Source organism: Streptomyces massasporeus (assembly GCF_014648995.1).
In the GTDB taxonomy this organism is placed as follows: Bacteria; Actinomycetota; Actinomycetes; order Streptomycetales; family Streptomycetaceae; genus Streptomyces; species Streptomyces massasporeus.
Map to the genome: position 1 here is coordinate 842,356 of NZ_BMSE01000002.1, position 25,600 is coordinate 867,955.

Annotated in this window: 24 protein-coding genes and 1 tRNA gene; 11 read left to right on the plus strand and 14 right to left on the minus strand. The window is 72.1% G+C overall.

Going from position 1 to position 25,600, the window contains the following annotated elements:
* The first annotated feature begins 13 nt into the window (after nucleotides 1-13).
* Together IE153_RS08605 and IE153_RS08610 are read left to right on the plus strand one after the other, a co-directional pair.
* Entirely contained in the window at nucleotides 14-2,608 is a 2,595-nt protein-coding gene (locus tag IE153_RS08605; RefSeq protein WP_229828916.1) for a phosphoribosyltransferase, read from the plus strand.
* Nucleotides 2,608-3,441, plus strand: coding sequence for an HAD family hydrolase (locus IE153_RS08610; protein WP_189589122.1), 834 nt, complete (start codon nucleotides 2,608-2,610; stop codon nucleotides 3,439-3,441). Before IE153_RS08605 ends, IE153_RS08610 begins: the two co-directional genes overlap by 1 nt.
* On the opposite strand, the gene IE153_RS08615 is transcribed toward IE153_RS08610, so the two are convergent.
* Nucleotides 3,338-4,144: a DedA family protein gene (locus IE153_RS08615; protein ID WP_189589123.1), complete on the minus strand. Its 807-nt coding sequence runs from the start codon at nucleotides 4,142-4,144 to the stop codon at nucleotides 3,338-3,340. The genes IE153_RS08610 and IE153_RS08615 overlap by 104 nt on opposite strands.
* A 54-nt stretch (nucleotides 4,145-4,198) precedes the next feature.
* Nucleotides 4,199-4,423, minus strand: coding sequence for an FmdB family zinc ribbon protein (locus tag IE153_RS08620; RefSeq protein WP_189589124.1), 225 nt, complete (start codon nucleotides 4,421-4,423; stop codon nucleotides 4,199-4,201).
* Between the two features lie 250 nt (nucleotides 4,424-4,673).
* Between IE153_RS08620 and IE153_RS08625 the strand changes: the two genes are divergently transcribed.
* The 3 genes from IE153_RS08625 (at nucleotide 4,674) to IE153_RS08635 (ending at nucleotide 9,448) form a co-directional block, all read left to right on the plus strand.
* Nucleotides 4,674-6,830, plus strand: coding sequence for a transglycosylase domain-containing protein (locus tag IE153_RS08625; RefSeq protein ID WP_189589277.1), 2,157 nt, complete (start codon nucleotides 4,674-4,676; stop codon nucleotides 6,828-6,830).
* A gap of 62 nt (nucleotides 6,831-6,892) precedes the next feature.
* Nucleotides 6,893-8,170, plus strand: coding sequence for a polysaccharide deacetylase family protein (locus IE153_RS08630; RefSeq protein ID WP_189589125.1), 1,278 nt, complete (start codon nucleotides 6,893-6,895; stop codon nucleotides 8,168-8,170).
* Nucleotides 8,171-8,290: 120 nt separating this feature from the next.
* A complete protein-coding gene (locus tag IE153_RS08635) occupies nucleotides 8,291-9,448 on the plus strand; it encodes an amidase domain-containing protein (RefSeq protein WP_229828918.1) in 1,158 nt (385 codons plus the stop codon).
* Nucleotides 9,449-9,467: 19 nt separating this feature from the next.
* On the opposite strand, the gene IE153_RS08640 is transcribed toward IE153_RS08635, so the two are convergent.
* Both IE153_RS08640 and IE153_RS08645 read right to left on the minus strand, forming a co-directional pair.
* Nucleotides 9,468-10,868, minus strand: a complete 1,401-nt coding sequence (locus tag IE153_RS08640) for a hypothetical protein (protein WP_189589127.1) — start codon at nucleotides 10,866-10,868, stop codon at nucleotides 9,468-9,470.
* 74 nt (nucleotides 10,869-10,942) lie between these two features.
* Nucleotides 10,943-11,716, minus strand: coding sequence for a DUF4097 family beta strand repeat-containing protein (locus IE153_RS08645; protein WP_189589128.1), 774 nt, complete (start codon nucleotides 11,714-11,716; stop codon nucleotides 10,943-10,945).
* Between the two features lie 212 nt (nucleotides 11,717-11,928).
* On the opposite strand from IE153_RS08645, the gene IE153_RS08650 reads away from it, so the two are divergent.
* Nucleotides 11,929-12,003, plus strand: a tRNA-Val gene (locus tag IE153_RS08650).
* A gap of 75 nt (nucleotides 12,004-12,078) precedes the next feature.
* On the opposite strand, the gene IE153_RS08655 is transcribed toward IE153_RS08650, so the two are convergent.
* Nucleotides 12,079-12,630 (minus strand): hypothetical protein, encoded by a 552-nt coding sequence (locus tag IE153_RS08655; RefSeq protein ID WP_189589129.1) that lies wholly within the window; start codon nucleotides 12,628-12,630, stop codon nucleotides 12,079-12,081.
* Nucleotides 12,631-12,868: 238 nt separating this feature from the next.
* Between IE153_RS08655 and IE153_RS41545 the strand changes: the two genes are divergently transcribed.
* Together IE153_RS41545 and IE153_RS08660 are read left to right on the plus strand one after the other, a co-directional pair.
* Nucleotides 12,869-13,240: a DUF6153 family protein gene (locus tag IE153_RS41545; RefSeq protein ID WP_308432150.1), complete on the plus strand. Its 372-nt coding sequence runs from the start codon at nucleotides 12,869-12,871 to the stop codon at nucleotides 13,238-13,240.
* A gap of 50 nt (nucleotides 13,241-13,290) precedes the next feature.
* Nucleotides 13,291-13,953, plus strand: a complete 663-nt coding sequence (locus IE153_RS08660) for a DUF305 domain-containing protein (protein WP_189589130.1) — start codon at nucleotides 13,291-13,293, stop codon at nucleotides 13,951-13,953.
* A 15-nt stretch (nucleotides 13,954-13,968) separates the two neighbouring features.
* Here IE153_RS08660 and IE153_RS08665 read toward each other — a convergent pair whose 3' ends face one another.
* Entirely contained in the window at nucleotides 13,969-14,322 is a 354-nt protein-coding gene (locus IE153_RS08665) for a DUF8825 domain-containing protein (protein ID WP_189589131.1), read from the minus strand.
* Between the two features lie 51 nt (nucleotides 14,323-14,373).
* A complete protein-coding gene (locus IE153_RS08670; protein ID WP_189589132.1) occupies nucleotides 14,374-15,270 on the minus strand; it encodes a ketopantoate reductase family protein in 897 nt (298 codons plus the stop codon).
* 102 nt (nucleotides 15,271-15,372) lie between these two features.
* Between IE153_RS08670 and IE153_RS08675 the strand changes: the two genes are divergently transcribed.
* The gene (locus tag IE153_RS08675; protein ID WP_189589133.1) at nucleotides 15,373-15,603 is read left to right on the plus strand and encodes a DUF2277 domain-containing protein; all 231 of its coding nucleotides are present in this window, start codon (nucleotides 15,373-15,375) and stop codon (nucleotides 15,601-15,603) included.
* A 46-nt stretch (nucleotides 15,604-15,649) separates the two neighbouring features.
* Here the strand turns inward: IE153_RS08675 and IE153_RS08680 are convergent, their stop codons facing one another.
* The 6 genes from IE153_RS08680 to IE153_RS08705 form a co-directional block, all read right to left on the minus strand.
* A complete protein-coding gene (locus tag IE153_RS08680; RefSeq protein ID WP_189589278.1) occupies nucleotides 15,650-16,915 on the minus strand; it encodes a phosphatase PAP2 family protein in 1,266 nt (421 codons plus the stop codon).
* Nucleotides 16,916-17,064: 149 nt separating this feature from the next.
* The gene (locus IE153_RS08685) at nucleotides 17,065-17,661 is read right to left on the minus strand and encodes a DedA family protein (protein WP_189589134.1); all 597 of its coding nucleotides are present in this window, start codon (nucleotides 17,659-17,661) and stop codon (nucleotides 17,065-17,067) included.
* A gap of 279 nt (nucleotides 17,662-17,940) precedes the next feature.
* Nucleotides 17,941-18,393: a DoxX family protein gene (locus IE153_RS08690; protein ID WP_189589135.1), complete on the minus strand. Its 453-nt coding sequence runs from the start codon at nucleotides 18,391-18,393 to the stop codon at nucleotides 17,941-17,943.
* An 83-nt stretch (nucleotides 18,394-18,476) separates the two neighbouring features.
* Nucleotides 18,477-20,366 (minus strand): FAD/NAD(P)-binding protein, encoded by a 1,890-nt coding sequence (locus tag IE153_RS08695; RefSeq protein ID WP_229828950.1) that lies wholly within the window; start codon nucleotides 20,364-20,366, stop codon nucleotides 18,477-18,479.
* A gap of 280 nt (nucleotides 20,367-20,646) precedes the next feature.
* A complete protein-coding gene (locus IE153_RS08700; RefSeq protein ID WP_189589137.1) occupies nucleotides 20,647-22,284 on the minus strand; it encodes an alkaline phosphatase D family protein in 1,638 nt (545 codons plus the stop codon).
* Between the two features lie 77 nt (nucleotides 22,285-22,361).
* Nucleotides 22,362-23,006, minus strand: coding sequence for an HNH endonuclease family protein (locus IE153_RS08705; protein WP_189589138.1), 645 nt, complete (start codon nucleotides 23,004-23,006; stop codon nucleotides 22,362-22,364).
* A gap of 391 nt (nucleotides 23,007-23,397) precedes the next feature.
* On the opposite strand from IE153_RS08705, the gene IE153_RS08710 reads away from it, so the two are divergent.
* Both IE153_RS08710 and IE153_RS08715 read left to right on the plus strand, forming a co-directional pair.
* Nucleotides 23,398-23,979, plus strand: a complete 582-nt coding sequence (locus tag IE153_RS08710) for a TMEM165/GDT1 family protein (protein ID WP_189589139.1) — start codon at nucleotides 23,398-23,400, stop codon at nucleotides 23,977-23,979.
* Nucleotides 23,980-24,187: 208 nt separating this feature from the next.
* Nucleotides 24,188-24,847, plus strand: coding sequence for an HAD-IA family hydrolase (locus tag IE153_RS08715; protein WP_189589140.1), 660 nt, complete (start codon nucleotides 24,188-24,190; stop codon nucleotides 24,845-24,847).
* 194 nt (nucleotides 24,848-25,041) lie between these two features.
* Here IE153_RS08715 and cpt read toward each other — a convergent pair whose 3' ends face one another.
* Nucleotides 25,042-25,596: a chloramphenicol phosphotransferase CPT gene (cpt, locus tag IE153_RS08720; protein WP_189589141.1), complete on the minus strand. Its 555-nt coding sequence runs from the start codon at nucleotides 25,594-25,596 to the stop codon at nucleotides 25,042-25,044.
* Nucleotides 25,597-25,600: the final 4 nt, after the last annotated feature.

Consider the following 25,600-nt stretch of genomic DNA (forward strand, 5'->3'; position numbering starts at 1 on the left):
ACGCAAGGGATCCATGGAGAAGGCTGAGAAGGCAGTGAACGAGGGGGAGCATCAGGTGTGCGACGAGGGCGACCGCGTCTGGTCCGGCAGCTGGGTCGCCGAGCGGCTCGGCGTCGAGCTCGTCGGCGAGGACCCGCTGACCGGCCTGCTGGGGCTGGCGCTGCGCCGCAACCCCAAGCGGGCCCATCTGCTGGTGTCGAACGTGCTCGGCAAGCATGTGCCGCAGTCGCCGTCCGTCGTCTACGGCTACGGCGTCGAGCTCGGGCGCCGGGTGCGGGAGCTGCTGGGCGCGGAGGAGGCGGGCAGGGCCGTCGTCCTCGGCTACGCGGAGACCGCGACGGGTCTCGGCCACTCCGTCGCCGACGGGCTGGGTCTCGCCCCCTACCTGCACTCCACCCGCCGCCCGGTCGCCGGTGTCGCGGCGGCCGGAGGCTTCGAGGAGGCCCACTCCCACGCGACCTCGCACCTGCTGCTGCCGGAGAACCCCGCGCTGCTCGGCGGTGACGGGCCGCTGGTCCTGGTCGACGACGAGTTCTCCACGGGGAACACGGTGCTGAACACCGTGCGCGATCTTCATCAGCGGTATCCGCGGCGGCGGTATGTCGTGGTGGCGCTGGTGGACATGCGGTCCGCGGCGGACGCCGGCCGGCTGGAGGAATTCGCCCGTGAGATCGGTGCGCGGGTGGATCTCGTGGCAGCGGCTTCGGGGACTGTGCGGCTGCCCGAGGGGGTGCTGGAGAAGGGGCAGGAGCTGGTGGCGCGGCACGAGGGGTTTGCTTCTTCTGCGTCGGCGGGTGCGGCGCCGTCGGGGCCGCGCGCGCAGTTCCCCGCGCCCCCGAACAGCGGCGTTGCCGTCGAAGCCGACCAGGAGGCCGACCCCCTAGGGGCGCGGGGAACTGCGCGACCAGCCCCCACCCACCCGCAGCCGGACTGCGACCGCATCGACCTGCAATGGCCCGCCGGCCTGCCGGACGGTGCCCGGCACGGGTTCACGCCCGCTCACCGCGCCCGGCTGGAGGCCGCCCTGCCCGCGATGACGGCCAGGATCGCCGAGGCCCTGCCTCACAACGCCCGCCGCGTGCACATCCTCGGCTTCGAAGAGCTGATGTACACGCCGCTCAGGCTGGCCCGGGAGCTGGAACGTGTGACGGACATCGAGGTCCGCTACTCCACCACCACCCGCTCACCCGTCCTGGCCGTCGACGACCCCGGCTACGCGATACGCACCCGCCTCGCCTTCCCCGCCCACGACGACCCCGCCGACGGCCCCGGCGAGCGGTACGCCTACAACGTCGCCGGCGCCGGATTCGACGCCGTCGTCGCGGTGGTCGACTCGGCCGGGGACACCCCCGCGCTGCACGCGCCCGACGGTCTGCTGGCCCGCCTCGCCGCGCACACGCCGAGGGTCCTGCTCGCCGTCATACCGTCGTACGCCCCCGAAAGGCCCTCCATGCTGCCCGAGCCCCTCCGCGGCCCCGCCTTCTCCTCGTACGCGCCCGAGGAGGTCGGCTGGCTGCTCCAGGACCTCTCGGACGTGACACTGGAGGCGCCGACCGAGGAGCGCGAGGAGGCGATCCAGAGCGGCGGCGCGCACTACGCGGAGTCACTGCCCGTGGAGTACCAGCCGAGCGAGCAGTACCAGGAGCTGTTCCACGCCGCGCTGGAGGACTCGGCGGTCCGTATCGCCCAGGCGGTCGGCGTCGTCACCGAGACGGTCCTCGCCGAGCGGTCCCCGCGCCCCGTGCTGGTCTCCCTGGCTCGCGCCGGTACCCCCGTCGGCATCCTCATGCGCCGCTGGGCCCAGCACCGGCACGGCCTCGACCTGCCGCACTACGCCGTGTCGATCGTCCGCGGCCGCGGCATCGACGCCAACGCGCTGCGCTGGCTCGCCCGGCACCACGACCCCCGGGACGTCGTCTTCGTCGACGGCTGGACCGGCAAGGGCGCCATCACCCGGGAACTCGCCAAGGCCCTGGAGGAGTTCGAGGAGTCCGACGGCATCACCGGCTTCGACCCCGAGATCGCCGTCCTGGCCGACCCGGGCTCCTGCGTCCGGACCTACGGCACCCGCGAGGACTTCCTCATCCCCTCCGCCTGCCTCAACTCCACCGTCTCCGGCCTGATCTCGCGCACCGTGCTGCGCGCGGACCTGGTCGGTCCGGACGACTTCCACGGCGCGAAGTTCTACCGCGAACTCGCCGGCACCGACGTCTCGGTGGCCTTCCTGGACGCCGTGTCCGCCCGCTTCCCCGAGGTCGCCGACGCCGCCTGCGCCCAGGCCAAGGAACTGCTCGCGACCGACCGCTCACCCACCTGGGAGGGCTGGGCCGCCGTCGAGCGCATCAGCGAGGAGTACGCCATCCACGACGTGAACCTCGTCAAGCCCGGCGTCGGCGAGACCACCCGGGTCATGCTGCGCCGCGTGCCCTGGAAGGTGCTGGCGCGCGCCGGGGCGGGCAGCGACCTCGACCACGTGCGCCTGCTGGCCGAGCAACGCGGCGTGCCCGTGGAGGAGGTCGACGGACTGCCCTACACCTGCGTCGGCCTGATCCACCCCAAGTACACCCGGGGCGCGACCGGCGCCGACGGCAAGGCGGTGTCGGTCTGATGCCCGTCCTCGTCGCGAGCGACCTCGATCGCACCCTGATCTACTCCGCCGCCGCCCTGGCGCTCACCATGCCGGACGCGCGGGCGCCCCGGCTGCTGTGCGTGGAGGTGCACGAGAGCAAGCCGCTGTCGTACATGACGGAGACGGCGGCGCAGCTCCTCACCGACCTGGGCGACGCGGCCGTGTTCGTGCCGACGACGACCCGGACGCGCAAGCAGTACCAGCGCATCAACCTGCCGGGCCCGGAGCCCACGTACGCGATCTGCGCGAACGGCGGGCATCTCCTGGTCGACGGTGTCTCCGACCCCGACTGGCACGCGCAGGTCACCGCACGGCTGGCCGACCAGTGCGCACCGCTGGCCGAGGTGCAGGAGCACCTGCTGAGGGCCGCCGATCCGGTCTGGGTGCGCAAGCACCGCGTTGCCGACGACCTCTTCGCCTATCTCGTCGTCGAGCGCGAGCTGCTCGACGAGGACTGGGTGAAGGAACTCGCGGTGTGGGCGGAGAACCGCGGCTGGACCGTGTCCCTCCAGGGCCGCAAGATCTACGCCGTTCCCAAGCCGCTCACCAAGAGCGCGGCGATGCGGGAGGTCGCGCGGCGGACCGGTGCCGATCTCACGCTCGCCGCGGGTGACTCCCTGCTCGACGCCGACCTGCTCCTCGCGGCCGACCGGGGCTGGCGGCCGGGGCACGGGGAGCTGGCCGACACCGGGTTCACGGCTCCCTCGCTCAGGGCGCTTCCCGACCGGGGTGTCCTCGCCGGGGAGCGGATCCTGAGGGAGTTTCTGGGGGCAGTACGGGGCGCTGGCGCTGGGCCTGAGCCGGGCGCCTGAGGACTCGGGTGTCCTGGTCGTCGTGCGGGTGCGGCGTGTCGGTGGCTTGTCGCGCAGTTCCCCGCGCCCCTTTGGGGCGCGCCACCTTGGGGCGTCGCAGGAGCCGGACTCCCACGAAGGCCACCACCGCCACCGCCGCCACGGCCAGGACCACCTTCGAGTACGTGGAGACGATGTCCGAGACCTGGTGCCAGTTCGCGCCGAGGAAGTAGCCCGCGAGGACGAACACCGTGTTCCAGATGGCGCTGCCCAGGGTGGTCAGTCCCAGGAACACGGGCAGGCGCATGCGCTCGACGCCCGCCGGCACCGAGATCAGGCTGCGGAAGATCGGGATCATCCGGCCGAAGAACACGGCCTTGGTGCCGTGCTTCAGGAACCAGGCCTCGGTCTTCTCGATGTCCGAGACCTTCACCAGCGGCAGCCGGGCCGCGATCGCCACCGTCCGGTCACGGCCGAGCAGCGCGCCGACCCCGTACAACGCGAGCGCGCCGATCACCGAGCCGGCCGTCGTCCACAGCAGGACGGCGAGCAGGCTCATCCGGCCGCTGCTCGCGGCGAACCCGGCCAGCGGCAGGATCACCTCGCTGGGCAGCGGCGGGAACAGGTTCTCCAGGGCGATGGCGAGACCGGCTCCCGGCGCGCCCAGCGCGTCCATCAGGTCGTTGACCCACTGCGGCCCGGCGTCCGCTGCGATGGCTGTCATGCCACCACGCTAGGAAACCGAAGCTGAAGGGTTCCTGAGGAAGCCCGGGAGGCGTCAGCCGCAGCAGCCGCCTCCGCAGCAGCCGCCCCCACCGCCGCCGCTCGCGCGGGGCGCGGACGCCGGGGCGGAGGCGGAGCCGCCGACCGCGACCGTGGAGAGGAGTTTGACCGTGTCGTCATGGCCCGAGGGGCAGGCCGCGGGGTCGGACGACTCGGCCATGGGACGGCTGAGTTCGAAGGTGTCGCCGCAGGTCCGGCAGCGATAGTCGTAGCGAGGCATGAGGACAGATTAATCCGGGCCGACGTAAATGCCGCCTTTCGCGAACCCGTCCGGCCATTGTTGCCGTACCGGTGTGGAGGACCTGTAAAGGCCGCTGATAACTTTCGAACGCGCGAGGAGCCGTACAGGCGGGGGATGACGAGGGATCGCTGCCGTCGACCACTGCAGCCAAGCCCTTCCGCGCGAGCACCACCGTAAGCGGGAGGGAGACGCAGCCGTGTCGAAGGCTGGGCGGGAACCGGACGAGACCATGCAGTTGAAGGTCCCCGACTCCGTGCAGGCGGACGAGACCATGATGTTGCGCGTCGTCGGGGCGGCCTCGACCGACCGGGTGGACACGGCGTCCGGCGCGGCGAAGGACGGGAGCGCACCGGACAGATCGCGCCGCCGGCGCAGAGCTCCCCGGCCCTCCCCCCTGTCCCGTCTGCAGGCCGTGGCCCCGGGGCCGGCCCGAATAGTCACCCGCATCGTCTCCGACACCCGCCGTCTGCGGCCCTGTTACCCGCACGCCGACCGCACCGGCTGGCAGCGCTGGGCGCCCTCCTGGCGGCAATGGCTCGGTGCCGCGCTGACGTTCACCGGTCTGACCGTCGTCCTCCTGGGCTCCGCCTACGCCGCCACCGACATACCGGAGAACCTCAACTCGTACGCCACCCAGCAGGACAACGTCTACTTCTGGTCCGACGGGACGCCCATGGCCCGCACCGGCTGGGTGCGGCGGCAGGCGATGCCCCTGAAGGACATACCCGAGGACGTCCGCGGGGCCGTGCTGGCGGCGGAGAACGCGAGCTTCTACAGCGACCCCGGCATATCCTTCAGCGGCCTCACCCGCGCCGTGTGGCGCACCCTCGGCCAGGGGGAGACCCAGGGCGGCTCCACCATCACCCAGCAGTACGTCAAGAACGTCTACCTCAACCAGGACCGTTCGGTCGGCCGCAAGTTCACCGAGGCCATGCTCGCCCTCAAGCTCGACAACGGGATGAGCAAGGACGACATCCTCGAGGGCTACCTCAACACGAGCTGGTTCGGCCGCGGCACCTACGGCATCCAGCGCGCCGCCCAGGCCTACTACGGCAAGGACGTCGGTGAACTCGACGCCGGCGAGGCCGCCTTCCTCGCCTCACTCCTCAAGGGCGCCGCCCTCTACGATCCGGCCGTGAGCCAGGCCAACCACGACCGGGCGGTGGAGCGCTGGTCCTGGATCCTCGACCGCATGGTCGAAACAGGCGCTCTCTCGAAGGCCGAGCGGGCCCGCTACAAGGAGTTCCCCGAGCCGCTGAAGCGGGCGCCCGGGTTCGACACCGGCAAGCAGAGCGACTACCTCGTGGAACTGGCCGCCCAGTACGCCAAGAAGGCGGCGCACCTCTCGGCCAGGGAGTTCGACCTCGGCGGCTACCAGATCTACACGACCTTCGACCGCAAGCAGGAGACCGCGCTCACCGACGCCGTGGACGAGGCCCGCAAGAAGGCGCGCAAGGACGACCCGGCCAAGGCGAAGTCCCTGCACTTCGGCGCCTCCTCGGTGGCCACCGACGGGCGCATCCTCGCCGTCCACGGCGGCCCCGACCACCGTGAGCAGGGCTACAACGAGTCGAACGCGACCACCGTCCCCGCCGGTTCGGCCTTCCTGCCGTTCGTCTACGCCGCCGCCCTGGAGCACGGTGTGCACACGACCCGCGACGGCGCCGCAGCCGAGGTCACCCCCCAGACGCTGTACGACGGGGACGACGGCATCGCCGTCAGGACACCCGAGGGCCCCTACTGGGACCGCGGCGGCAAACAGGTCACCTCCCACAACGACGGCGGGAAGTCCTACGGGCGGATCGGCCTGGGCCGGGCGCTCGCCCTGTCGGTGAACACGCCGTTCATGCAGCTCGGCATGGACACCGGCCTGGACACGGTGCGGGACACCGCCCAGCGGGCGGGCCTGCTCCCCTCCAGCTTCGGCCCGCAGGTGCCCGCGATGTCCCTGGGCAGTGCCACGCCCAGCGCGATCCGCATGGCGAGCGGATACGCCACGTTCGCCGCCGCGGGCAAGCACGTCGAGCCGTACTCGGTGGCCCGGATCACCCGCAACGGCTCCGGGGTCCCGCTCACCAAGCCCGGGTCCCGTCGTGCGATGAAGGCGAGCGTGGCCGGGGCGGTCCAGTCCGCCCTCACGGACGCCTTCCGCACGGCCCGCCCGGGGGCGGTCACGACCGCCACGGTGGCAGGCAAGGCCGGCACCACGCAGAACGACACCGCCGCCTGGTACGTCGGCACGGCCAACTCCGTGTCGACGGCGGTGGTCGCCTACCGCATCGACCTCACCAAGAGCCTCGAACCGCTGCCGCTGGACGGGATCGCGGGCTCGGTCGGCGACAGCGTCCCGTACCGCATCTGGTCCGGTGCCCGCGGCATCGGCTGACCCCCGAGCCCGGTACCGCACACCCCCCCCCACTCTCTCCCCCCTCGCAGAATGAGCCGCGCATGAAACAGCCGTCCGGCCGCCGCCGCCGACCCCGCGCACCCCGCCGCACCACGCCCCCGGGGGTCCTGACCCTCGCGGCGCTCCTCGTCGTCGCGTCCCTGGTCGCGGGCTATCTGGCCCTGACCCGCTCGGACACCACCACCCCGACCGCCTCCTCCGGAGCCCGCAAGGGAACCTCCCCGAAGCCGCACCAGGAGCCGCGCTGGGACGGCAAGACGAAGGTCCTGGGGGACGGCTCCACCTCCTACACCGGCCCGCAGAAGGGGCAGTTGAAGCCGGTGCCGCTCAAGCCGGGGGAGAAGCCGCCCCAGTTCGTGGTCTTCTCCTGGGACGGCGCGTTGCAGGGCGACGACGCGCTCTTCTCGCACTACCGGGAGCTGGCCGAGGAGTACGACGCCCACATGACCTTCTTCCTCACCGGCATCTACCTGCTGCCCAAGGCCAGGAAGGAGCTGTACTCCCCGCCCCAGCACGCCAAGGGCTCGGCGGCGATCAGCTTCGCCACCGACGAGCACATCCGCACCACACTGGAGCAACTCGGCAAGGCGTGGCGGGACGGCAACGAGATCGGCACGCACTTCAACGGCCACTTCTGCGGCAAGAAGGGCGGCGGCGACTGGAGCGTCGCGGAGTGGAAGAGCGAGATCGACCAGTTCTACGCGTTCACCGAGAAGTGGAAGACCAACACCGGCTTCCAGGACGTCGACCCGCTGCCGTTCGACATCAGGAAGGAGGTCACCGGCGGCCGTGCGCCCTGCCTGGAGGGCCAGAAGAACCTGCTGAAGGCCGCCAAGGACTACAAGTGGCGCTACGACGCCAGCTCCGCCGGCGACTTCCAGATATGGCCCGCCAAGAAGAACGGCATCTGGGATTTCCCGTTGCAGATGCTCCCGTACGAGGGCGGCAAGTACCAGGGCCTCTCGATGGACTTCAACTTCCTCTACAACCAGTCCGAGGGCGAGACCGAGGGCGACCCGGCGAAGTACCCCGAGTGGGAACAGCAGACCGTCGCCTCCTACATGTCCGGCTTCAACCGCGTGTACTACGGCAGCCGGGCCCCGCTGTTCATCGGCAACCACTTCGAGGACTGGAACGGCGGCATCTACATGCGGGCCGTCGACCAGGTCGTCAAGGACATGTGCACCAGGAAGGACGTCAAGTGCGTGTCCTTCCGGGAACTGGCCGACTGGCTCGACGTGCAGAAGCCCGGGACCCTCCAGCGGCTGCGCGGCCTGGACCCGGCGCAGTCGCCCGACTGGCCGACGGTCGTGAAGTGATCACGCCAAAGTAACGGCGGCAACACCCTTCACAGCAGCCACACACTCCATGCAAAGATCTCCTACCCCGGCAACCCTTTGGCCGGGGCAAGAGGGGAAACACCAGTGAAATCACGGAAATTGAGCGGGACGCGACGGCGCGTCACGATACTCGGGGCCGCGGCGACCTCGGTCGTCGCCGGAGTCGCCCTGCTGCCCAACTGGAGCGCGGGCGCGGCGGTCGTCGACGATCCGACGGTGGACGCGCGGACCAAGGCCACTTTCCAGCGGCTGGCGGACGCGGTCTTCACCGACCGCACCAACGCCCTGGTCGACGGCGGGCGGGCCGGCGCGGACAAGCCGCTGACCGACGGCTTCTCCGGCGACGTCGCCCTGTCCTCCGGCACGGCCCGCACCGAGGACGCCACCCTGTCCGAACTGGGGCAGCGCAAGGAGAGGCTGGCGAAGGCCGGCGAGACGTACGGCAAGGCCAGCACCACCGTCACCCTGAACGCCACGCGGGTGACGGGCCGTACGGCCAAGGCGGACGTCACCGAGACCACGACCCTGACCTACGCCGGGGCCCGCGGCAACGCGCCGAAGACCACCGGATTCCAGGCCCGGCACGAGCTGACCTTCAAGGCCGACCGGCAGGGCGACTGGCGGCTGACCGGCGTCCGCGACACCGAGCAGGGCGGTCTCGCGGTGAACACGCTCTCCAAGCCGGCCCCCGTCAAGGCGACCACCGCCGCCGACAACACGACGCCGAACGCCCCGCGCGCGGCGATCACCCGCAACCCGGCCGCCGCCCCGAAGACCGCTACGACGTACGACTACAAGGCCATGGCGGCCTACGCCGAGAAGTACTGGAACGTCTACAACAAGGACTACCCGGACTTCAGCGGTCACGGCGCCGGCGGCGACTGCACCAACTTCGTCAGCCAGTCCCTGAAGGCGGGCGGCTGGAAGCACGCCCCCGGCTACGTGTACGACTACACCAAGTGGTTCGGCAACGCCGACATCCAGTCCGACTCCTTCGTCGGTGTCAACGAGTGGTCCTGGTTCGCCCAGAACTCCAAGCGGACCAAGCCGCTCGCCAACGTCTTCCAGCTCGAGGTCGGCGACGTCCTCCAGATGGACTTCGACCGGGACGGGTCCAAGGACCACACGATGATCGTCACGTACAAGAGCGGCGGTGTGCCGTACGTGACCTACCACTCCAACAACACCCTCCGCAGGTCGGTGGCGAGCCTCGTCGCGTCGTACCCGAACGCGTACTACTACGCCTACCGCACCTGAGAACGGGCCGGGGCCGGGCTCAGTGTCCGGCCCCTCGCTCCTCGCGGATCCCGGAGACCACGTGGGCGACTGCCCGGCGGACCGCTTCGGTCTCCGTGAGGAAGTGCCAGTAGTCGGGGTGGCGGCCCTCCAGGGTGGCCACGGCACGGTCCAGGCGGGCCACGGCGTCGTCCAGGGGGCGGGCGTGGCGTGGGTCGGGGGTGTTGCGGCCGGCCATGGCGAGGCGCTGGGCGTCGCGGATGGCGAAGCGGGTGCGGTCGATCTCCTGCTGGGGGTCCTTCTGCACCGCGTTCAGCCGGTGCAGACGGTCACCGGCGGCCGAGACGGCCTCGTCGGTGCTGTTCAGCAGGGCCCGCACGGTCGACAGCAGGGCCGTGGCGTCGGCCCAGCGCTGTGCGCCGCGTGCAGTCTGGGCCTCGGCCAGTTTCGCCTCGGCCTGGCGGACGTTCTCGGCGGCGGCGTCGGGGACGTGCTGCAGGTCCTGCCAGCAGGCCGCGGTGAAGCGGCGGCGCAGTTCGCTCAGGGTCGGTTCGACCTGCTCGGAGCGGGTGGTGAGGGCCTGGGCGCGGGTGCGCAGGGAGACGAGACGGTGGTCGATCTCGGCGGCGCGGTCCGGCAGCCGCTCCGCCTCCACGCGGACCGCCTCCGCCTCGCGGGTGACCCGCTCGGCCCGCTCCAGGGTCTGCGGGACGCCGTGCTGTCCGGCGCCCTGGTTCAGCTTGGTGAGCTCCGGGGAGAGGGCGGCGAGGCGGGCGGCGAGGTCGTCCGCCCTCAGACCGGACGCCCGGACGGAGTCGAGGGCGTTGGAGGCGGCGAGCAGGGCCTGGCGGGCGCGCTCGACCGCGGGGGCCAGGCGGGCCAGCTGGGTCTCGGCCTTGCCGAGGAGAGGGCCGAGGCCGTCGGTGAACCGGTCGAGCTCCTGCTTGACCCGGCCGAGTTCCTCCTTGGCGGCGGTCAGCTCGCCGCGGGCGCTGGAGGCGGCGGAGGCCTCCAGGTCGTCACGGTCGAGGTCGTGGGCGTCGACGGCGTTGATGTAGCGGTGGCTGGCCTCGTCGATGCGGTTGCCGAGGGCGGCGAAGTCGGCGACGGCGCGCCGGGCGGCGGGGGAGTCGTCGACGGCGGTGATCGTCTCGATCGAGATGCGCAGGTCGCGCTGGGCGGTGTCCAGCTCGTAGAAGGCCGCGGCGGCGGCGTCCTTGGCGGCCTGGGCCTCGGCCCGCTGGTTCTCGGCCCGGCCGCCGAACCAGCGCCGGGTGCCCCCGCCGGCGAAGGCGGCGGGCAGGGCCAGCGCGGCCAGCAGCGGGAGCCCGACCAGGGTGAGCGTGTCGCGCAGCGGGCCGGGGGTGCGGGGGATGCGGCGGCGCGCACGATGTGCGCGCGGCACCGACGGCGAGTCCGGCTGTCCTGGTGTCGCCGTCACATCCCTCTCCCGTGCTGTGGTCCGCCCTGCCCGGTGTCATTCTCCCACCGGTTAAGGACGAACACACGGGCCGGTCAGTTCGCTGTTCGGACCGTCACTTTGCCGTCGCCGGTGTGGGCGGACACCACATGGGGGCTGGTCTCGTCGCGGGGCACGGACACGTCGAGGCCGCCGTCGCCGGTCTCGGTGGTCACGCGGTAGGTGGACCGGGGCACCGCGATGGTCACGGAGCCGTCGCCGCTGCGGGACTCGACACGGTCCGGTACGACGCCGAGTTCGAGGCGGACGGAGCCGTCGCCGGTGTGGGTGCGGACGTCGCGGGAGGAGACGTCCGCCCGGATCGATCCGTCGCCGGTATGCAGCTGAAGGGGGCCGGTGGTGTCGGTGACGCGGACGGAGCCGTCGCCCGTGCGGATGCTGAGGGAGTCCCGGAAGCCCCGGGCGCGGACGCTGCCGTCGCCGTCCTCGACCCTCACGGCGACGCCGCGGGGCACCTCGATGCGGTGCTTGGCCGAACAGTCGGCGACGACGCCGGAGCATTTCAGGCGCAGCACCAGGCGGTCGTCCCGCATGGCCCAGGTGACCTCGGGTTCATCGCCGACGACGACCGACCCCTTGAACCAGCGGGTGACCCCGACCTTGCCCGCCGGGTTGTCGTCGGCGGCGACGATCTCCAGGGCGGAGTCGTCGGAGTCGACGGTGAGGGTGCGGCCCTGGAGGCCGAAGGACCGGTGATCGGGGTCCGTGTCGTCCCCGGCGGACGCCCCGCAGGCGCTGAGCCCGGCGACGAGCACCACGACGGCACCGGCGAGGGCGACGGTGCGGGCGGTGGTGGTGCGTGTGGTCATGACGATCTCCCCCTGGACGGACGACGGGCGCTCTGGGGCGCTCTACGACCGTATGGATCGGGGGCCCGCCGGGGGATCCGGGTCGCTCCCGGATGTGAGGTGGGGTTAACCCCAGGCGCGGGACCCGCCACGGCCCCGCGAAACGGGTTTGCGGGACCGTGCCCCGGGCCATGTAGGCTGTCGACTCGTCCTGGGCGCGAGGCCCGGGAGCCGGGTGCGTAGCTCAGGGGTAGAGCGCCTGCCTTACAAGCAGGATGTCGGCGGTTCGAAACCGTCCGCGCCCACCACAGCGAGTTTTCACGGCGGAGGCCCTCCAGGGATGTACCTGGAGGGCCTTTGCCGTTGGTGCCCGCCGGCGGGAATCAGTAGTTCGCGTTGGCGAGGAGCTCCCCGTCCTTGTCGTACACCGTGACGAGGCCGTTCTCCGACTCGTAGCACGAGGTGAACGCGGAGGCGATGAGCTTGCCCTCGCCCTGGTGGGGGCCCATCAGGCCGCCGCTGAAGTCGGTGAAGACCTCCGCCGCGTCGAGGATGTCGTTGCGCTTGTCCGCGCCGGTCACCTTCGTGACGTGCTCGACCGCGGCCTTCTCGGTTGCCGTGCCGTTCTCGGCGACGCAGTCCCTGAACTGCTCGGCCTGGGGCTTCTCCTCGGCCGACCCGGCCTTCTTGGCGCTGTCACCCCCGCGCTTGCCGTCGGCGGCGACGGCCTTGTCCTTGTTCGAGTTGTCGCCGCTGTCGTCGCCTCCGCCGCCTGTGGCGACGGCGGCGATGACGAAGAGGGCGATGATGCCCGCGCAGCCGAGGCCCGCGATCTTGCCCACGCCGCGCTTCTTGGGCGGCTGGGGTGCCGGGGCGCCGTAACCGGGCTGCGGCGGGTGGGGCTGGGTCGGCTGCTGCGGGTACTGCTGGCTCATGGGTCCCCCTCGGGATCATTCGTGTCGTGCGTACGACCTGCCGGGGGAGCCGCGTGGTTGTAGAAGGCTGAACGAGTTCACCTGATGGAGGTACAGCCGGTCGCACATCGTGTGGCCGCCCGTACGCGCGTGCGCCCCGGATCAATGCCGGCTCCGGGCCCTTCTCTACGATGAGCGCGTGAACAGCCCCGGGCAGCGTGCTCCGCGAACCGTCGTGCGGCGGTGGCATGTGCTGTGTGTGCTGGGGCTGTTGGTCGGGTTGCTCGGGATGCACGGGCTGGCGCCCGGTGGTGGTCTGCCCGGTCAGGGGCACGGGGAGCAGGCGCACGCTCCGCAGGCGGCCGCGCCCCGGAGCCATGTGCGCGAGACCCACGAGCCCCGGACCCAGGTCATGCCGTACGGGCACTGCGGTGACTGCGGGCATGTTCAGCACGCCGACGCGACCTGTGCGTCGGGTGCCGTGGGTGGGGGGCCGGTATTGCCGCCGCTCGTTCCCGACCCGGTCCCCGTGGGGGAGGGGGAGAGCGCCGTTCGGGCGTATGCCGTCGTGGATACGGAGGGTGCCCGGGCCCCGCCTTCCCTCTCCGAGCTCCAGCTTCTGCGGATCTAGACACGTCGTGTCCGAGATCCCCAGTTCCTCGTAGAAGCAGGAGTTCACGCATGAGCAGCAGCATTCGTACCCTGGCGCGCCGTGCCGCCCTGGTGGCGGCGACGGGCGCCGCGGCCGTCGTCCTCTCCGCGTGCGGCGGTGACGGCGCCGACCGTGCCGGGCACGCCGACGCCGGTGGCCACGCCCCCGCCGGAACCCCGTCGCCCGCAGGCGCCCACAACCCCCAGGACGTCGCCTTCGCGAAGGGCATGATCCCGCACCACCGGCAGGCGCTGGAGATGGCGCGGCTGGCCGCGGGCCGGTCCTCCTCCGGGACGGTCAAGGACCTCGCGGGGCGGATCGAGAAGGCGCAGGACCCGGAGATCCGGACCATGACCGGCTGGCTGAAGTCCTGGGGCGAGAAGGTCCCCGGAGGGAGCGGAGGCGGCGGCATGGACCACTCCGCGTCGGGTCACTCCGGCATGCCCGGCATGAGGGGCGGCGAGGACATGGCCGCGCTGGAGAGGCTGACGGGCAAGGCGTTCGACGTCCAGTTCCTGACCCTGATGGTCGAGCACCACGAGGGGGCCGTGGAGATGGCCAGGACCGAGCAGAGCAAGGGCCGCCACGCCCCCGCCAAGGCCATGGCCGGCGACATCGTCACCGCCCAGAACGCCGAGATCGGCGAGATGAACAAGCTCCTCGGCAAGAGCGAGAGCACGAGCGCCGGCTGACCTGACGGCCGGGCGTCACGGGGTTCCGCCGGTCTCCTCCGGCGGAACCCCCTGCGTGTGCTTCAGTTGCGAGCGGGCCGCCACCCGCTCGGAGCCGGCGAGCTCTGACCAGTAGCGGTGCGTGCTCACGAACACCGCGAGCTCGTGCTCCCGCTGCCGGAGCTTCTCCACCTCGGCCTGTTCGTCGGCGGTCCAGCCGGGGGAGGCGGGGCGTTCCACCTTGCGCCAGCCGTTGTCGTCGCTGAAGCCGTCCAGCGGCTCCACCGACCAGGGCAGCCGCTTCAGCAGGGCCGACAGCTCGGCCCGGACCTGATGGAGTTCCTCCTGACCGGCCAGGAGGTCACTCGGAAAGTCATAGGTCGTAGCCACGCCCCAATGATACGCCTGTTCGAATTTGGCAGGCGAGTTCCTTCCTGCGGTTCAGGCGAACGGGTGTACCTCGTCCACCACCCGGGCCGCCACCGGAGCCGGGATCCCGTGCCGTTCGGCCGCGCGGAGCAACGCGCCGCCGATGGCGTCCAGTTCGAGGGGCCGCCCGGCCTCGGCGTCGCGCTGCATCGAGGACTTCGTCGACGGCGGGAAGGCGTCGTAGCGGGCGAGGGCCTGGGCCGGGTCCGCCGGGCCGCCGCACGCGCGGCTGATCGCGGCCGTCTCCTCCACCAGGGCGGTCAGTTCGTCGCGGTGGCGGGTGCGGACGTCGCCGAGGGGGAGGCCGTAGCGGGTGGTCAGCAGGGCGAAGGGCGCCAGGAACGACATCTTCGCCCACAGGGCCGCCGTCTCGTCCTCCAGGACGCGGGTGGCCGGACCGGCCGCGGCGAAGGCGTCGGCGAGGGCGTCGAGACGGGGCCGGGGCACGTCCGTGCCGGTCAGGTCGATCTCCGCGAAGGGGCTGCCGTGTTCGACGACGCCCGGAGCGACCCGGGTGGACTCGACGCGGATGACGGCGGGGGCCACCCGGTCGGGCCGGTAGCGGGCGCGCAGGGCCGCAGGATGCTCGACGCCGTTCAGGAACGGTACGACGAGCCCGTCGGACAGCACCGGGGCGGGAACCCGTGCCAGGGCGGCGTCGAGGGCGGTGTGCTTCACGGTGACCAGGCACGCGTCGACCGGCTCCCGCAGCTCGGTGTCGGCCTCGACGCGGGCCGTGAAGTCGCCGAAGCGGGCGCTGCGGACCCGGATGCCGTCGGTGCGCAGGGCCTCGGCGGTCTTCTCGCCGGACAGACAGATCACGCGGTGGCCGGTGCGGGAGAGCAGGGCGGCGAGCAGGCCGCCCACGCCGCCGGGGCCCAGGACGGCCACGCTGAGTTCGTTCGCCACGAGGAGTTCCTCTCGTCGGTCGGCCCCGGGATGGTGGCCGCCTCGGGGCGATCATGGCAGGCATCTCTGTCGTACGAGGGCCGGACGGGTGAGACTGGGGGCATGTGCCGGAGTATCAAGACGCTGCGTCCGCCCGCGATGCCCGAAGAGGCCACCGAGGCGGACGTGCGCGCTGCCGCCCTGCAGTACGTGCGGAAGGTGTCGGGATTCCGCGCCCCCGCCGCTCACAACCAGGAGGTGTTCGACCGCGCCGTGGCGGCCGTCGCGCAGGCCACGGCCGACTTGCTGGACGGTCTGGAGGTGCGCGGGGCCGGGGCGCGGAAGGCGAGCTAGGGGGCGGACACCCCACAGCGCCGGTCCGGCCGGCCCCGAGCCGGCCTCAGACCGCCGGTTCGGGCTGCGGCTCGGCGCGCGGTGCGGGTACCGGCGCCGCTTCCCACCCCCTGGTGGTCCGCCGGTAGCCGTAGACCACCGAGGCCATCGCCAGCAGGAGGAGGGGGCCGGACATCCACGGGTACGCGGCCATCTCCAGCGGCACGAAGCGGTAGGACGCCAGCAGCACGGCGAAGACGATCGTCCCGTAGCCGATCAGCCGGAGCCCCGCCCGGTCCCAGCCGCGGTCGTACGTGCGCAGTCCTGCCTCGACCGTGTACGCGAACACCACGCCGGCGATGAGGTCCACCCCGTAGTGCCAGCCGAATCCCAGCGTGGCGGCGAGGGTGGCGACCAGCCAGAACGTGCCGGCGTACCGCAGGGCACGCGGCCCCTTGCGGGAGTGGATGAAGATCGTGGTCGCCCAGGCCGTGTGCAGGCTGGGCATGCAGTTGCGCGGGGTGATCTCGTCGAACGGCATCGCGTACGGGGTGATCACCGGCGGCAGGGTGTCCGGCCACAGGTTGGCCACCGCCCAGTGCCCGCCCTCGGGGCCGTAGGCGAACATCGGCCCGACCACGGGGTAGATCATGTAGAAGGCCGGTCCGAGCAGGCCGATCAGCAGGAACGTGCGGACCAGGTGGTGGCGCGGGAAGCGCTGCTCGGCCGCCACGTTGCGCAGCTGGTACAGCGCCACGCAGACCGCGGCCACGGCGAGCTGGGCGTAGATGTAGTCGAGGGCGTGCTCGCCGACCGGGCCGCTCGCCCGCAGGAGCCGGCCCGCCAGCCACGACGGGTTGCCCAGCGCGTGGTCGGCCATGGCGACGTACGGGTCGAGGGTGAGCGGGCGGGTCTTCGACGTGATCAGCAGCCAGGTGTCACCGGTCTTGCGGCCGGTCACCAGCAGCAGGCCCAGTCCTACGCCCTTCAGCATCAGGACGCGTTCCGGGCCGGTGCGCCGGGTGAGGGCGATGACCGCGAGGCCCAGGATCACCCACAGCGCGCCGTTGCCGAACGGGTGGCCTTCGTCGGGGTAGGTGCCGGTCAGCCACCGCACCAGCAGGAAGACGAGGTCGATGCCGATCGCGGCGCCGAGGGCGATGAGCCGTTGCCGCCAGGTGAGCACCACCATCGTCAGCGCCAGGCTGGCGTACAGCAGGAACCCGGACTTGGGGGCGTAGATCACCTCGCGTGCCTGCGCGGTGATCGGCCCCTGGGTGCCGAAGTGGTGCGCGGCGATCTGGAGCGCGACGAGGAACCCGAGCGTGACCACACCTGCCGCGACCCACAGCAGCGCCCGTGGGTGCCGCCTCGCGGCGAGCGCGATCCGTCTCGTCCGGGAGGCTTCCCGCGACTCCGTGATGGTCAATGTCTCAGCCGCTTCCAGGTCTGGGTGGTCGTGGTGGTGAACCGGAGCCCGGTCTACGACGTCCGCGGCTCGCGCCGCATCAGGAACGCCGCCCCCGCCCCGGCACCGAACAGCGCCCCCACCGACACCGCCGTCGCCAGCCAGGTCGCGCCCAGCCAGTGGGCGCCGAACCAGCCGAGGGCGACGCTGTACACGGCCCAGGTGAAGCCGGCCAGGGCCGACCAGGGCAGGAAGTCACGGGCGCGGCGGTGGGCGGCGCCCGCGCCGAGGGAGACCACGGAGCGGCCGGCGGGAGCGAAACGGGCGAGGACGACGAGGGCGCCGCCGCCCCGGGCGAGGGCCGCGCCGAGTCGTTGCTGGGCGGTGGTCAGCCGCCGGGAGCGGGAGATCGCCCGGTCCAGGCGGTCGCCGCCGCGCCAGGCGAGGCGGTAGGCGACCAGGTCGCCCAGGACGGAGGCGGTGGCCGCGCAGAGGGTCAGGGCGAGGATGTCGGGCACGTCGGTCGCCGTGCCCGCTGCCGCCGCCGTGGCCGCCGTGATCACCAGGACGCCGCTGGGCAGCACCGGCAGGAACACGTCGAGCAGCACGGACAAGGCCACCACCGCGTATATCCATGGGCTGCCGATCAGCAGCCCCACTTGCTCCAGCACCGCAACTCCCCGTGACTCCCCCGTGGGCCAGACCGAGCCGCGGTGGCGCGGGGGGCGGCAGGGGTGGCCATGACAGCCATAGAGCGTACGCCTGGGGTGTGACGGGCGGTTCACGGGGGGCTCATACGTTCGGTGCGGACTGTTCATCTCGTTGCGGCTCGTCCGGCTGTGTCGCCATAGGTGCGGGTTTCTCCGCTGATGCGCTGATCATGGGTTGATACAGACGGAACGGCGCCTCCCCCCGAGGGGAAGGCGCCGCTGTGCGTTCGACGGTGCGGTTCAGGCGGCCACCGGGGTCTGGTCCGCGGAGCGCTGCCCTTGGGCCGAGGTGCGCTTGGACAGCAGCCGGTCCACGCCGAACGCGCCGGAGCCGGTGAAGATCAGCAGGAACATGGCCCAGCAGTACATCGCCGCGCCCTCGCCGCTGTTCTCGATCGGCCACAGGCCCTGGGGCTGGTGGACCTTGAAGTACGCGTACGCCATCGCCCCGGAGGAGATGAACGCCGCGATACGGGTGCCGAGGCCCAGCAGCACCAGGATGCCGCCGACGAGCTCGATGACGGCCGCGTACCAGTTCGGCCAGGCGCCGGTCGCGGCCGTGCCGCCCTTGCCGTCCGCGCCGCCGAGGACGCCGAAGAGTGCGACGGCGCCGTGGCAGGCGAACAGCAGGCCGACGACGATCCGGAACAGGCCGAGCGCATACGGCTGGGCGCCGTTGAGGCGAGCGGTCATGTGGGGGGTCACTCCTTCGGTTGGCCGGCCCTGGGGAGGCCGGTCGGGGACGGATACCGCGGAGTAGCCCACGTTAGGTGTGCCTAATTGATGCTTGCAAGTTCAACATTTGGCCACTGCTTTGCCTCCCGTTGGGGCTCGATATCGGGCCCAGCAGCACGTAGAGCGGCTCTCGCCACCGCGTCCGCGTCCGAAAGAGTGACCGAATCCACCCCTGGGCGGGCTCCCGCGGCGGTCACCCAGTGCACGCCTTCTGTCGGCACACCGAACGCGAACCGCCTTGTGTGTGCAACTCCTTGACGATCCATCAGTCGATACGGGCGCGCTGTGACGTCCAACCCCCCTGTCTCATAACCGTCCACGACGTGCGGGCGGCACTGTCCGCTCCGCAGCAGACCGGCCAGGAGGTCGTCGGCGGTGTGCCGCAGGTCGGGCTCCGGCAGGCGCGCCTCTATGAGGGTTCTCACACGGACCGCCGGTCCCGGCACGTCGGGGGAGTGCGCCGCCCAGCCGCCGTCCTGCTCCGACACCCGCAGCCGCGGCCCGAGCACCCGCACCACCCCCGCCTCCATCAACGCCACGAGTTCCTCGATGCGGCGGCGCGGCGGGCCGATGGACAGGAACGCGTTGAGCGGCGTGTACCAGCGGTCCAGGTGCTCGCGACGGGAGGTGCCGGCGAGGCCGCCGTGGTCGACGATCAGCCGGAGTTCGTTGCGCAGGTCGCGCAGCACGTCCAGGGCCGCCTTCAGCGGGCCGTGCACATTGCCCAGGGCGGCCTGGGCGGCGTCCTCGCGCAGATGCGCCAGCAGCCACTCGCGCCACTCTCCGCAATGCGCGAAGTCCCGGCCCGCGTACGGGCGGGAGATCCGCTCCCAGCACCAGCGCTCGGCCTCCGGCACCCCGAACTCCGCCAGCAGCGAGGCCTCCAGGGGATCACCGTGCGGGACGGCGAGGAAGCGGTCGGTGAACTCCCGCTCCGGCTCTTGTTTCCGCTCCCGCCCCGCGCGGGACGCGGCCCGCCGGATCAGCGCGCCGTAGTAGACCGCCTCCACCTCCTTCGCCACCAACGGCCATATCTCCGTGAGGAAATCGGGCGCCTCTCCGGAGTCCGCGCGCTTGCGGCAGCCGGCGATCCCCTCCGGGGTGAGGGCGAGCGGGACGTGCCGGCCGTAGGCGCCCTTCGCGTTGTCGCCGCGTGCCTGGTACGGCACCCCGCGCCGCGAACCGGCGAAGAGCCGCGGCTCACAGCCGGAGGGCAGGTAGCGCAGACCCCCGTCGTCCCGGACGAAACGGCCGCCCCGGCCGGTCGTCAGCAGGGCCGTGTGGTCGAAGAAGTTGAGACCGAGGCCGCGCAGCAGGACGGGTTCGTCCGGGGGTATCGCGGACAGGTCGACATCGGCCGGGTTCGCGGGCGGGACGTGGCGCAGGCCGTGCCGGGCGGCGTGGGCCGCCGACCTCAGCAGGTCCGGGCCGGCGGTCCTCGGCAGGTGCCCCTGGGCCAGCATCACCGCGGACAGGCCGGTCAGGGTGAGGCCGTCGTCGAGGGTGAGGGTCTGGCGGTCGCCGGGAGCGTCGTCGAGACGCACCGCGCGTGCCCGGTGCGTCTCGACCCGGACGGCCGGCGGCGCCTGGCGTACGACCTCGGTGAACACCCACTCCAGATAGCGGCCGTAGTCGGCCCGGGTCGGGTACTCGTCCGGGCCCAGCCTGCCGCCCGCCCACTCGTGCAGGCTCGGACCGGGGCGGATCGGGCCCGAGCAGTCCACGCTGTCGTCGGTGAACAGGGTCACCTGGCAGGCGACGGTGTTCATCAGCAGCTCGGGCGACTGGGAGGTGCGCCAGACGCGGCCGGGGCCGGGCGGGTCCGGGTCGATCACATGGACGGTCAACCGGGCACCGGGCGGCAGGAGTTCCGGGGCGGAGGCGCACAGGCGTTCCAGGACGCTGGTGCCGCGCGGTCCGGCGCCGACCAGGGCGACGGAGACGCCCGCGGGTCTCGCGGCCGGTCCGGGACCCTCGGGCGGTACGGATTCCTCGGTTTCCTCGGGCGGCGCGGACAAGGGTGGGACTCCCGGGCGTGTGGGGCGCGTGTCGGCGGTCCGCCGGGCTGGAAGCGGACGGTCCGCCTCATCATGCCGTCGCCGGGAGCGGTAACCGAGTCTCGTGGGAAAGGATTGACGGTCGCTGTGGGATGCCTCACCAGCCTTACGGGGCATCACCGGACACAGCGCAACAAACAGGCGGAACAGGGGGTTAGGGGGCGAGCTCGGAGTCCAGCAGTGTCGTCAGGCTGGGGCCCGCCCCCTCCCGGGTCTTGGCGTGCTCCAGGCGCAGCCGGGCCGAACGGCCGCGCAGGGTCAGGGTCATCAGCTGGTTGCCGAACCAGGGGCCGCCCGTCTTGCGCCAGCCGACCGGCGGGCTCGGAAGACGGCCGTGCCGGGCCAGGCCGCGGCCGATGCCCCGCGCCATCGCGCTCCAGCCGATGCGGAAGGCCAGCCGCATCGACAGCGGCACCGAGTTGTGGACGGGGGAGCAGACGAGCTGCAGCACCCGGGCGTCCGGGCCCCGGCCGGGCCAGGAGGGCTCGGCGATGTAGGCGTGGTGCACGTCCCCGGACAGCACGCACACCGTCGCCGGCGCGTCCCGCCCCGAGCCCGCCTCGGCGATCAGCTCCGCCAGCCCCGCGAAGGACTCGGGGAACGCCGACCAGTGCTCCAGGTCGGCGGCGCGCCGCACCTTCTCCCCGAACCGCGCCCAGCGCTCGCCCCGTTCGCCGCCGCACATGGCCGCGTTCCAGCCCTCGGCGTCGTGCACCAGGTGCGGCAGCAGCCAGGGCAGCGAGGTGCCGATCAGGAGGTGGTCGTAGGTCTCGGGTCCGTCCAGCACCTGCTCGCGCAGCCAGGCGTCCTCGTCCGGGTCGAGCATCGCGCGCTCGCCCTCGGCGAGGACCCGGGCGGCCCGGCTGTCCACCATCACCAGACGAACGCGCCCGAAGTCGCGCCGGTAGCTCCAGCGGGCCGTGGCCGCGTCGGCGTCGGCCTTGGCTGCGAAGGCGCGGAGCACATCGGTGCCGTCGGGGGTCTCGCGGACCGCCTCGTACACCGGGTCGGCCGCGAGCTCCTCCAGGGACAGGTTGCCCAGGTGCTGGTGGACCCAGTACGACATCAGGCCGCTGAGCAGCCGCTCCTGCCACCAGCCGGTGGAGCGCATGTCGGCGAGCCAGGCGGCGGAGGTGTTCCAGTCGTCGATGACGTCGTGGTCGTCGAAGATCATGAAGCTGGGCACGGTGGACAGCAGCCAGCGGATGCGCGGGTCGAGCCAGGACTCGTAGTAGAGGTGCGTGTATTCCTCGTAGTCCGCGACCCCGCTGCCCGGCCCCTCCTTGATGTCGCGGCGGGCCGCCAGCCAGTGCTGCGTGGAGTCGGAGGTCTCGTCGGCGTACACCTGGTCGCCGAGCAGCAGCAGGACGTGCGGCCGCTCGCCCTCCGGGTCGGCGGCGAGGCGGGTGGCGAGGGCGTCCAGGGCGTCCGGGCCGACGGGGTCGTCGCCGCCCGCCGGCGGGGAGGCCCAGCGGCAGGAGCCGAAGGCGGCGTTGAAGTCGCCGTCCGGGCCCGGGGCGTGGATCGCCGAGGGCGGGAAGGGGGAGCCGGGCAGTGGCCACACCTGTACGCCGTCGAGGAGCACCTCGTACGTCGTGGTCGTACCGGCCGTCAGGCCCGTCACCGGGACCAGCGCGTAGTGGTGGCCCGCGATCTGGAAGCTGCGGGCCGAGCCGCCGGCGCCGTCGGCGCAGCGCACCTCGGCGGTGCACGGACGGCTCGTCTCGACCCACACGGTCGCGGACGAGCCGTCGGTGTACCTCAGCAGCGGTCCGAGGCGCAGTGCGCTCATGTCGTTCCCCTCTCCGTCGCCCCGTACGGTACGCAGCGACGGAGGTCAGCGGGGAGGTCCCGACACGAATCAGCGTGTCAGCAGCTCGCGAGGTAGTTCTGCAGCGCGGACTTCTCGGCCGAGTCGACCGAGAGGCCGTAGTAGTACTTCACCTGCACCCAGGCGCGGACGTAGGTGCAGCGGTACGTCGTCCGGGAGGGCATCCAGGTGGCGGGGTCCTGGTCGCCCTTGGCCTGGTTGACGTTGTCGGTGACCGCGATGAGCTGCGGGCGGGTGAGGTCGTTGGCGAACGACTGGCGGCGGGACGTCGTCCAGGAGTCGGCGCCGGAGTCCCAGGCCTCGGCCAGCGGGACCAGGTGGTCGATGTCCAGGTCGGAGGCGGCGGTCCAGGTCGCGCCGTCGTAGACGGAGTACCAGCTGCCGCTGGTGGCGGCGCAGGAGGAGTCCTGCTGGACGTTCGTGCCGTCGCGCTTGAGGACGACCTCGCGGGTGTTGCACGAGCCGGACTGGGTGATCCAGTGCGGGAAGAGGTCGCGGTCGTAGCCGGTGCGGTCCTCGGTCGCGACGGTGAGCGAGGCGAGGTACGTGCGGGCGGTGGCGGCGCTCACCGGGGTCGGCAGGGCGGCGGAGGCCGTGGGGGCGTTGAAGAGGGCCACGGAGGATATGAGCGCGGTGGCCGCCGCGGCCAAGCTCAGCCGTCGACGCGCGTAGAACCTGGGCATGCGAACTCCCTGGGGAGAGGGGGGTGTTGGCTAGCGAGCGAGGGGAATGCTCGCGGAGCCGTGTTGCGCACAGGTGTGCGCCCGGTGAGAAGTTAGTGACGCGGTCATGACATGACAAGGTTCGAGGCGGAAGTTTTCACTTCGGGCGCGTCCCGTACCATGGACGGCGCAGAAGGGGAGTAGCTCTTCGCCGGACCGTCGACATACTGCTCAGCCCGCCTGAGCCGGCGCCCGGAGGCGGTCCTTTCCCAGGACCCGCCAGCGAGACCTTCGGCAAAGCAGTGCACGCCCGTGCCCCCCGGCACGGGTCCCGAGTGTGCTGCCGTGCCGAGGTGTCGTGTGCGAAGGTCCAGCACTCTCGGTGGGGCAGCCCCGACCGATTGAGGAACCCTTGATCAGCCTGACCGTGACGGCCGTCGTCTTCGGCGTCGTCTTCCTCGCAGAACTGCCGGACAAGACCGCCCTCGCCGGCCTCGTCCTCGGCACCCGCTACCGCGCCTCCTACGTCTTCGCCGGTGTCGCCGCCGCCTTCGCGCTGCACGTCGTGCTCGCCGTCGCGGCGGGCAGTGTGCTGACGCTGTTGCCGCAGCAGATCGTGCAGGCCCTCACGGGCGTGCTCTTCCTGGGCGGGGCCGCGGTGCTGCTGTTGAGGAAGGGCGAGGACGAGGAGGAGGTCCGCAAGCCGGAGAGCCAGTCCTTCTGGAAGGTCTCCGGTGCCGGTTTCATGCTCATCCTGGTCGCCGAGTTCGGCGATCTGACCCAGATCATGACCGCGAACCTGGCCGCCCGTTACGACGACCCGCTCTCCGTCGGCCTGGGTGCGGTGCTCGCGCTGTGGGCCGTGGCGGGGCTCGGCATCGTCGGCGGCAAGGCGCTGATGAAGAAGGTACCGCTGCGGCTGATCACGCAGATCGCGGCGCTGGTCATGCTGGCGCTCGGGCTGTGGAGCCTGTGGGAGGCCGTGACCGGCTGAGCCGGACGGGCTGAACAGTGGGTGAACGTCCGAGGGGGCCCCTGGCGCGAAGACGGCCTTGTTTTGTACCGTGGGGGAACAAAGTGGCCTCCGCCCGTTTTCCCTGACCGGCGGGCGGGGCCGCCTTGTCTCCCCGGGGCGTGCCGGTCGCGATCCGTCGGCCGCCCCCCTCCCGCGCTGGAACGCGCCCCGAGCCTTGGAGCTGCCGATGACGGCCACCGCCGTGCTCACCGCCCGCGCCCTCCTGTTGGACATGGACGGCACCCTCGTCAACTCGGACGCCTCGGTCGAACGCGTCTGGCGGCGCTGGGCCGAGCGTCACGGGCTCGACGGGGACGAGGTCATGAAGGTCGTCCACGGCCGGCAGGGCTACGCCTCCATGGCGCTGCTGCTGCCCGAGCGGCCGATGGAGCAGAACCACGCCGACAACGCCCGGATGCTCGCCGAGGAGACGGCCGACACCGACGGCGTCGTCGCGATCCCGGGGGCGCCGGAGTTCCTGGCCTCGCTGGCGGGGCTGCCGCACGCGCTCGTGACCTCCGCCGATGTGCCCCTCTCGACGGCACGGATGACGGCGGCCGGTCTGGATCTGCCCGAGGTACGGGTGACGGCGGAGTCCGTCGGGGCGAGCAAGCCCGACCCGGAGGGCTTCCTGAAGGGCGCCGCGGAGCTGGGGATCGCCCCCGGGGACTGCGTGGTGTTCGAGGACTCCGGAGCCGGGATAGCGGCGGGGCGCGCCGCCGGGATGACGGTCGTCGGGATCGGGCCCCGGGCCGCGATCCACGAGCCGGACGTGGTGGTGGAGGACCTGACTCAGGTACGGGTCGAGGCCGTGGGCGACGGGACGATCCGCTTGCACATCGGGTGAACCCGGGCTGCCCGGCTCGGCCGGGCGGCGAGGTGCGCGCCACGCGGTGGCGAGCGCGCGCGTGGCGGGCGGTGAGGGGAGGCGCATGCCTCCCTCGGTCGGCGAGGCCCCGGCCGTCTCGGGACGGCGAAGGTGCGCCCGTCGCGCCGGCGGCAAAGGCGCCTGCCTCATGTGGCACGGCGAAGACGCCCGCCCTACTTGGACTCCGCAGGCCGGCGCGTCACCCGCGCGGCGATGACGCGCGCGCACTCCAGGGACTCGGTGTGGGTCGTGTCCACCTCCACGTCGTAGCTCATGCCCTCGTGCACGACCAGGGCCTGTGACGCCGCCATGCCTCCGACACGGTCTCCCCGGGCGATCTCGCGCCCCGCGGCGACCGCGCCGTCGCACCGGACGCCCACCCACAGCACGGTGAGGCCGGACAGAACCTTCTCCCACCGCTGCCGGGACGCCGGGCCGCCGAGGAAGACGTCGTCGACGATGATCCCGGCGCCCGCGCGGGCCATGGCGGCGATGCCCTCGGTCCAGGCCGCGTCCAGAGCCCGGAACTCCGCACCCACGCTCACGCCGCCGTCCGCCGTGAACGTGATCCCGCCCTCCGAGTCCCGCAGCCTCGCGGGCAGCGCGTCGACGAACGAGTCGACGCCGAAGGCCAGCCACGGATCGGGCAGGACCTGTTGCAGACACCGGACGATCCCGGACTTGCCCGAGCTCGAACCGCCGTTGAGAACGATCACCTGAATGGTCACCGCG

Excerpts from the sequence above, each read along its gene's own strand:
- IE153_RS08630 (WP_189589125.1), top strand. The coding sequence starts at position 6,893 with ATGAAACAGCCGTCCGGCCGCCGCCGCCGACCCCGCGCACCCCGCCGC.
- IE153_RS08620 (WP_189589124.1), bottom strand. The coding sequence starts at position 4,423 with ATGCCTCGCTACGACTATCGCTGCCGGACCTGCGGCGACACCTTCGAA.
- IE153_RS08660 (WP_189589130.1), top strand. The coding sequence starts at position 13,291 with ATGAGCAGCAGCATTCGTACCCTGGCGCGCCGTGCCGCCCTGGTGGCG.
- IE153_RS08675 (WP_189589133.1), top strand. The coding sequence starts at position 15,373 with ATGTGCCGGAGTATCAAGACGCTGCGTCCGCCCGCGATGCCCGAAGAG.
- IE153_RS08615 (WP_189589123.1), bottom strand. The coding sequence starts at position 4,144 with ATGACAGCCATCGCAGCGGACGCCGGGCCGCAGTGGGTCAACGACCTG.
- IE153_RS08605 (WP_229828916.1), top strand. The coding sequence starts at position 14 with ATGGAGAAGGCTGAGAAGGCAGTGAACGAGGGGGAGCATCAGGTGTGC.
- IE153_RS08655 (WP_189589129.1), bottom strand. The coding sequence starts at position 12,630 with ATGAGCCAGCAGTACCCGCAGCAGCCGACCCAGCCCCACCCGCCGCAG.
- IE153_RS08715 (WP_189589140.1), top strand. The coding sequence starts at position 24,188 with ATGACGGCCACCGCCGTGCTCACCGCCCGCGCCCTCCTGTTGGACATG.
- IE153_RS08610 (WP_189589122.1), top strand. The coding sequence starts at position 2,608 with ATGCCCGTCCTCGTCGCGAGCGACCTCGATCGCACCCTGATCTACTCC.
- IE153_RS08690 (WP_189589135.1), bottom strand. The coding sequence starts at position 18,393 with ATGACCGCTCGCCTCAACGGCGCCCAGCCGTATGCGCTCGGCCTGTTC.
- IE153_RS08645 (WP_189589128.1), bottom strand. The coding sequence starts at position 11,716 with ATGACCACACGCACCACCACCGCCCGCACCGTCGCCCTCGCCGGTGCC.
- IE153_RS08700 (WP_189589137.1), bottom strand. The coding sequence starts at position 22,284 with ATGAGCGCACTGCGCCTCGGACCGCTGCTGAGGTACACCGACGGCTCG.
- IE153_RS08625 (WP_189589277.1), top strand. The coding sequence starts at position 4,674 with ATGCAGTTGAAGGTCCCCGACTCCGTGCAGGCGGACGAGACCATGATG.
- IE153_RS08705 (WP_189589138.1), bottom strand. The coding sequence starts at position 23,006 with ATGCCCAGGTTCTACGCGCGTCGACGGCTGAGCTTGGCCGCGGCGGCC.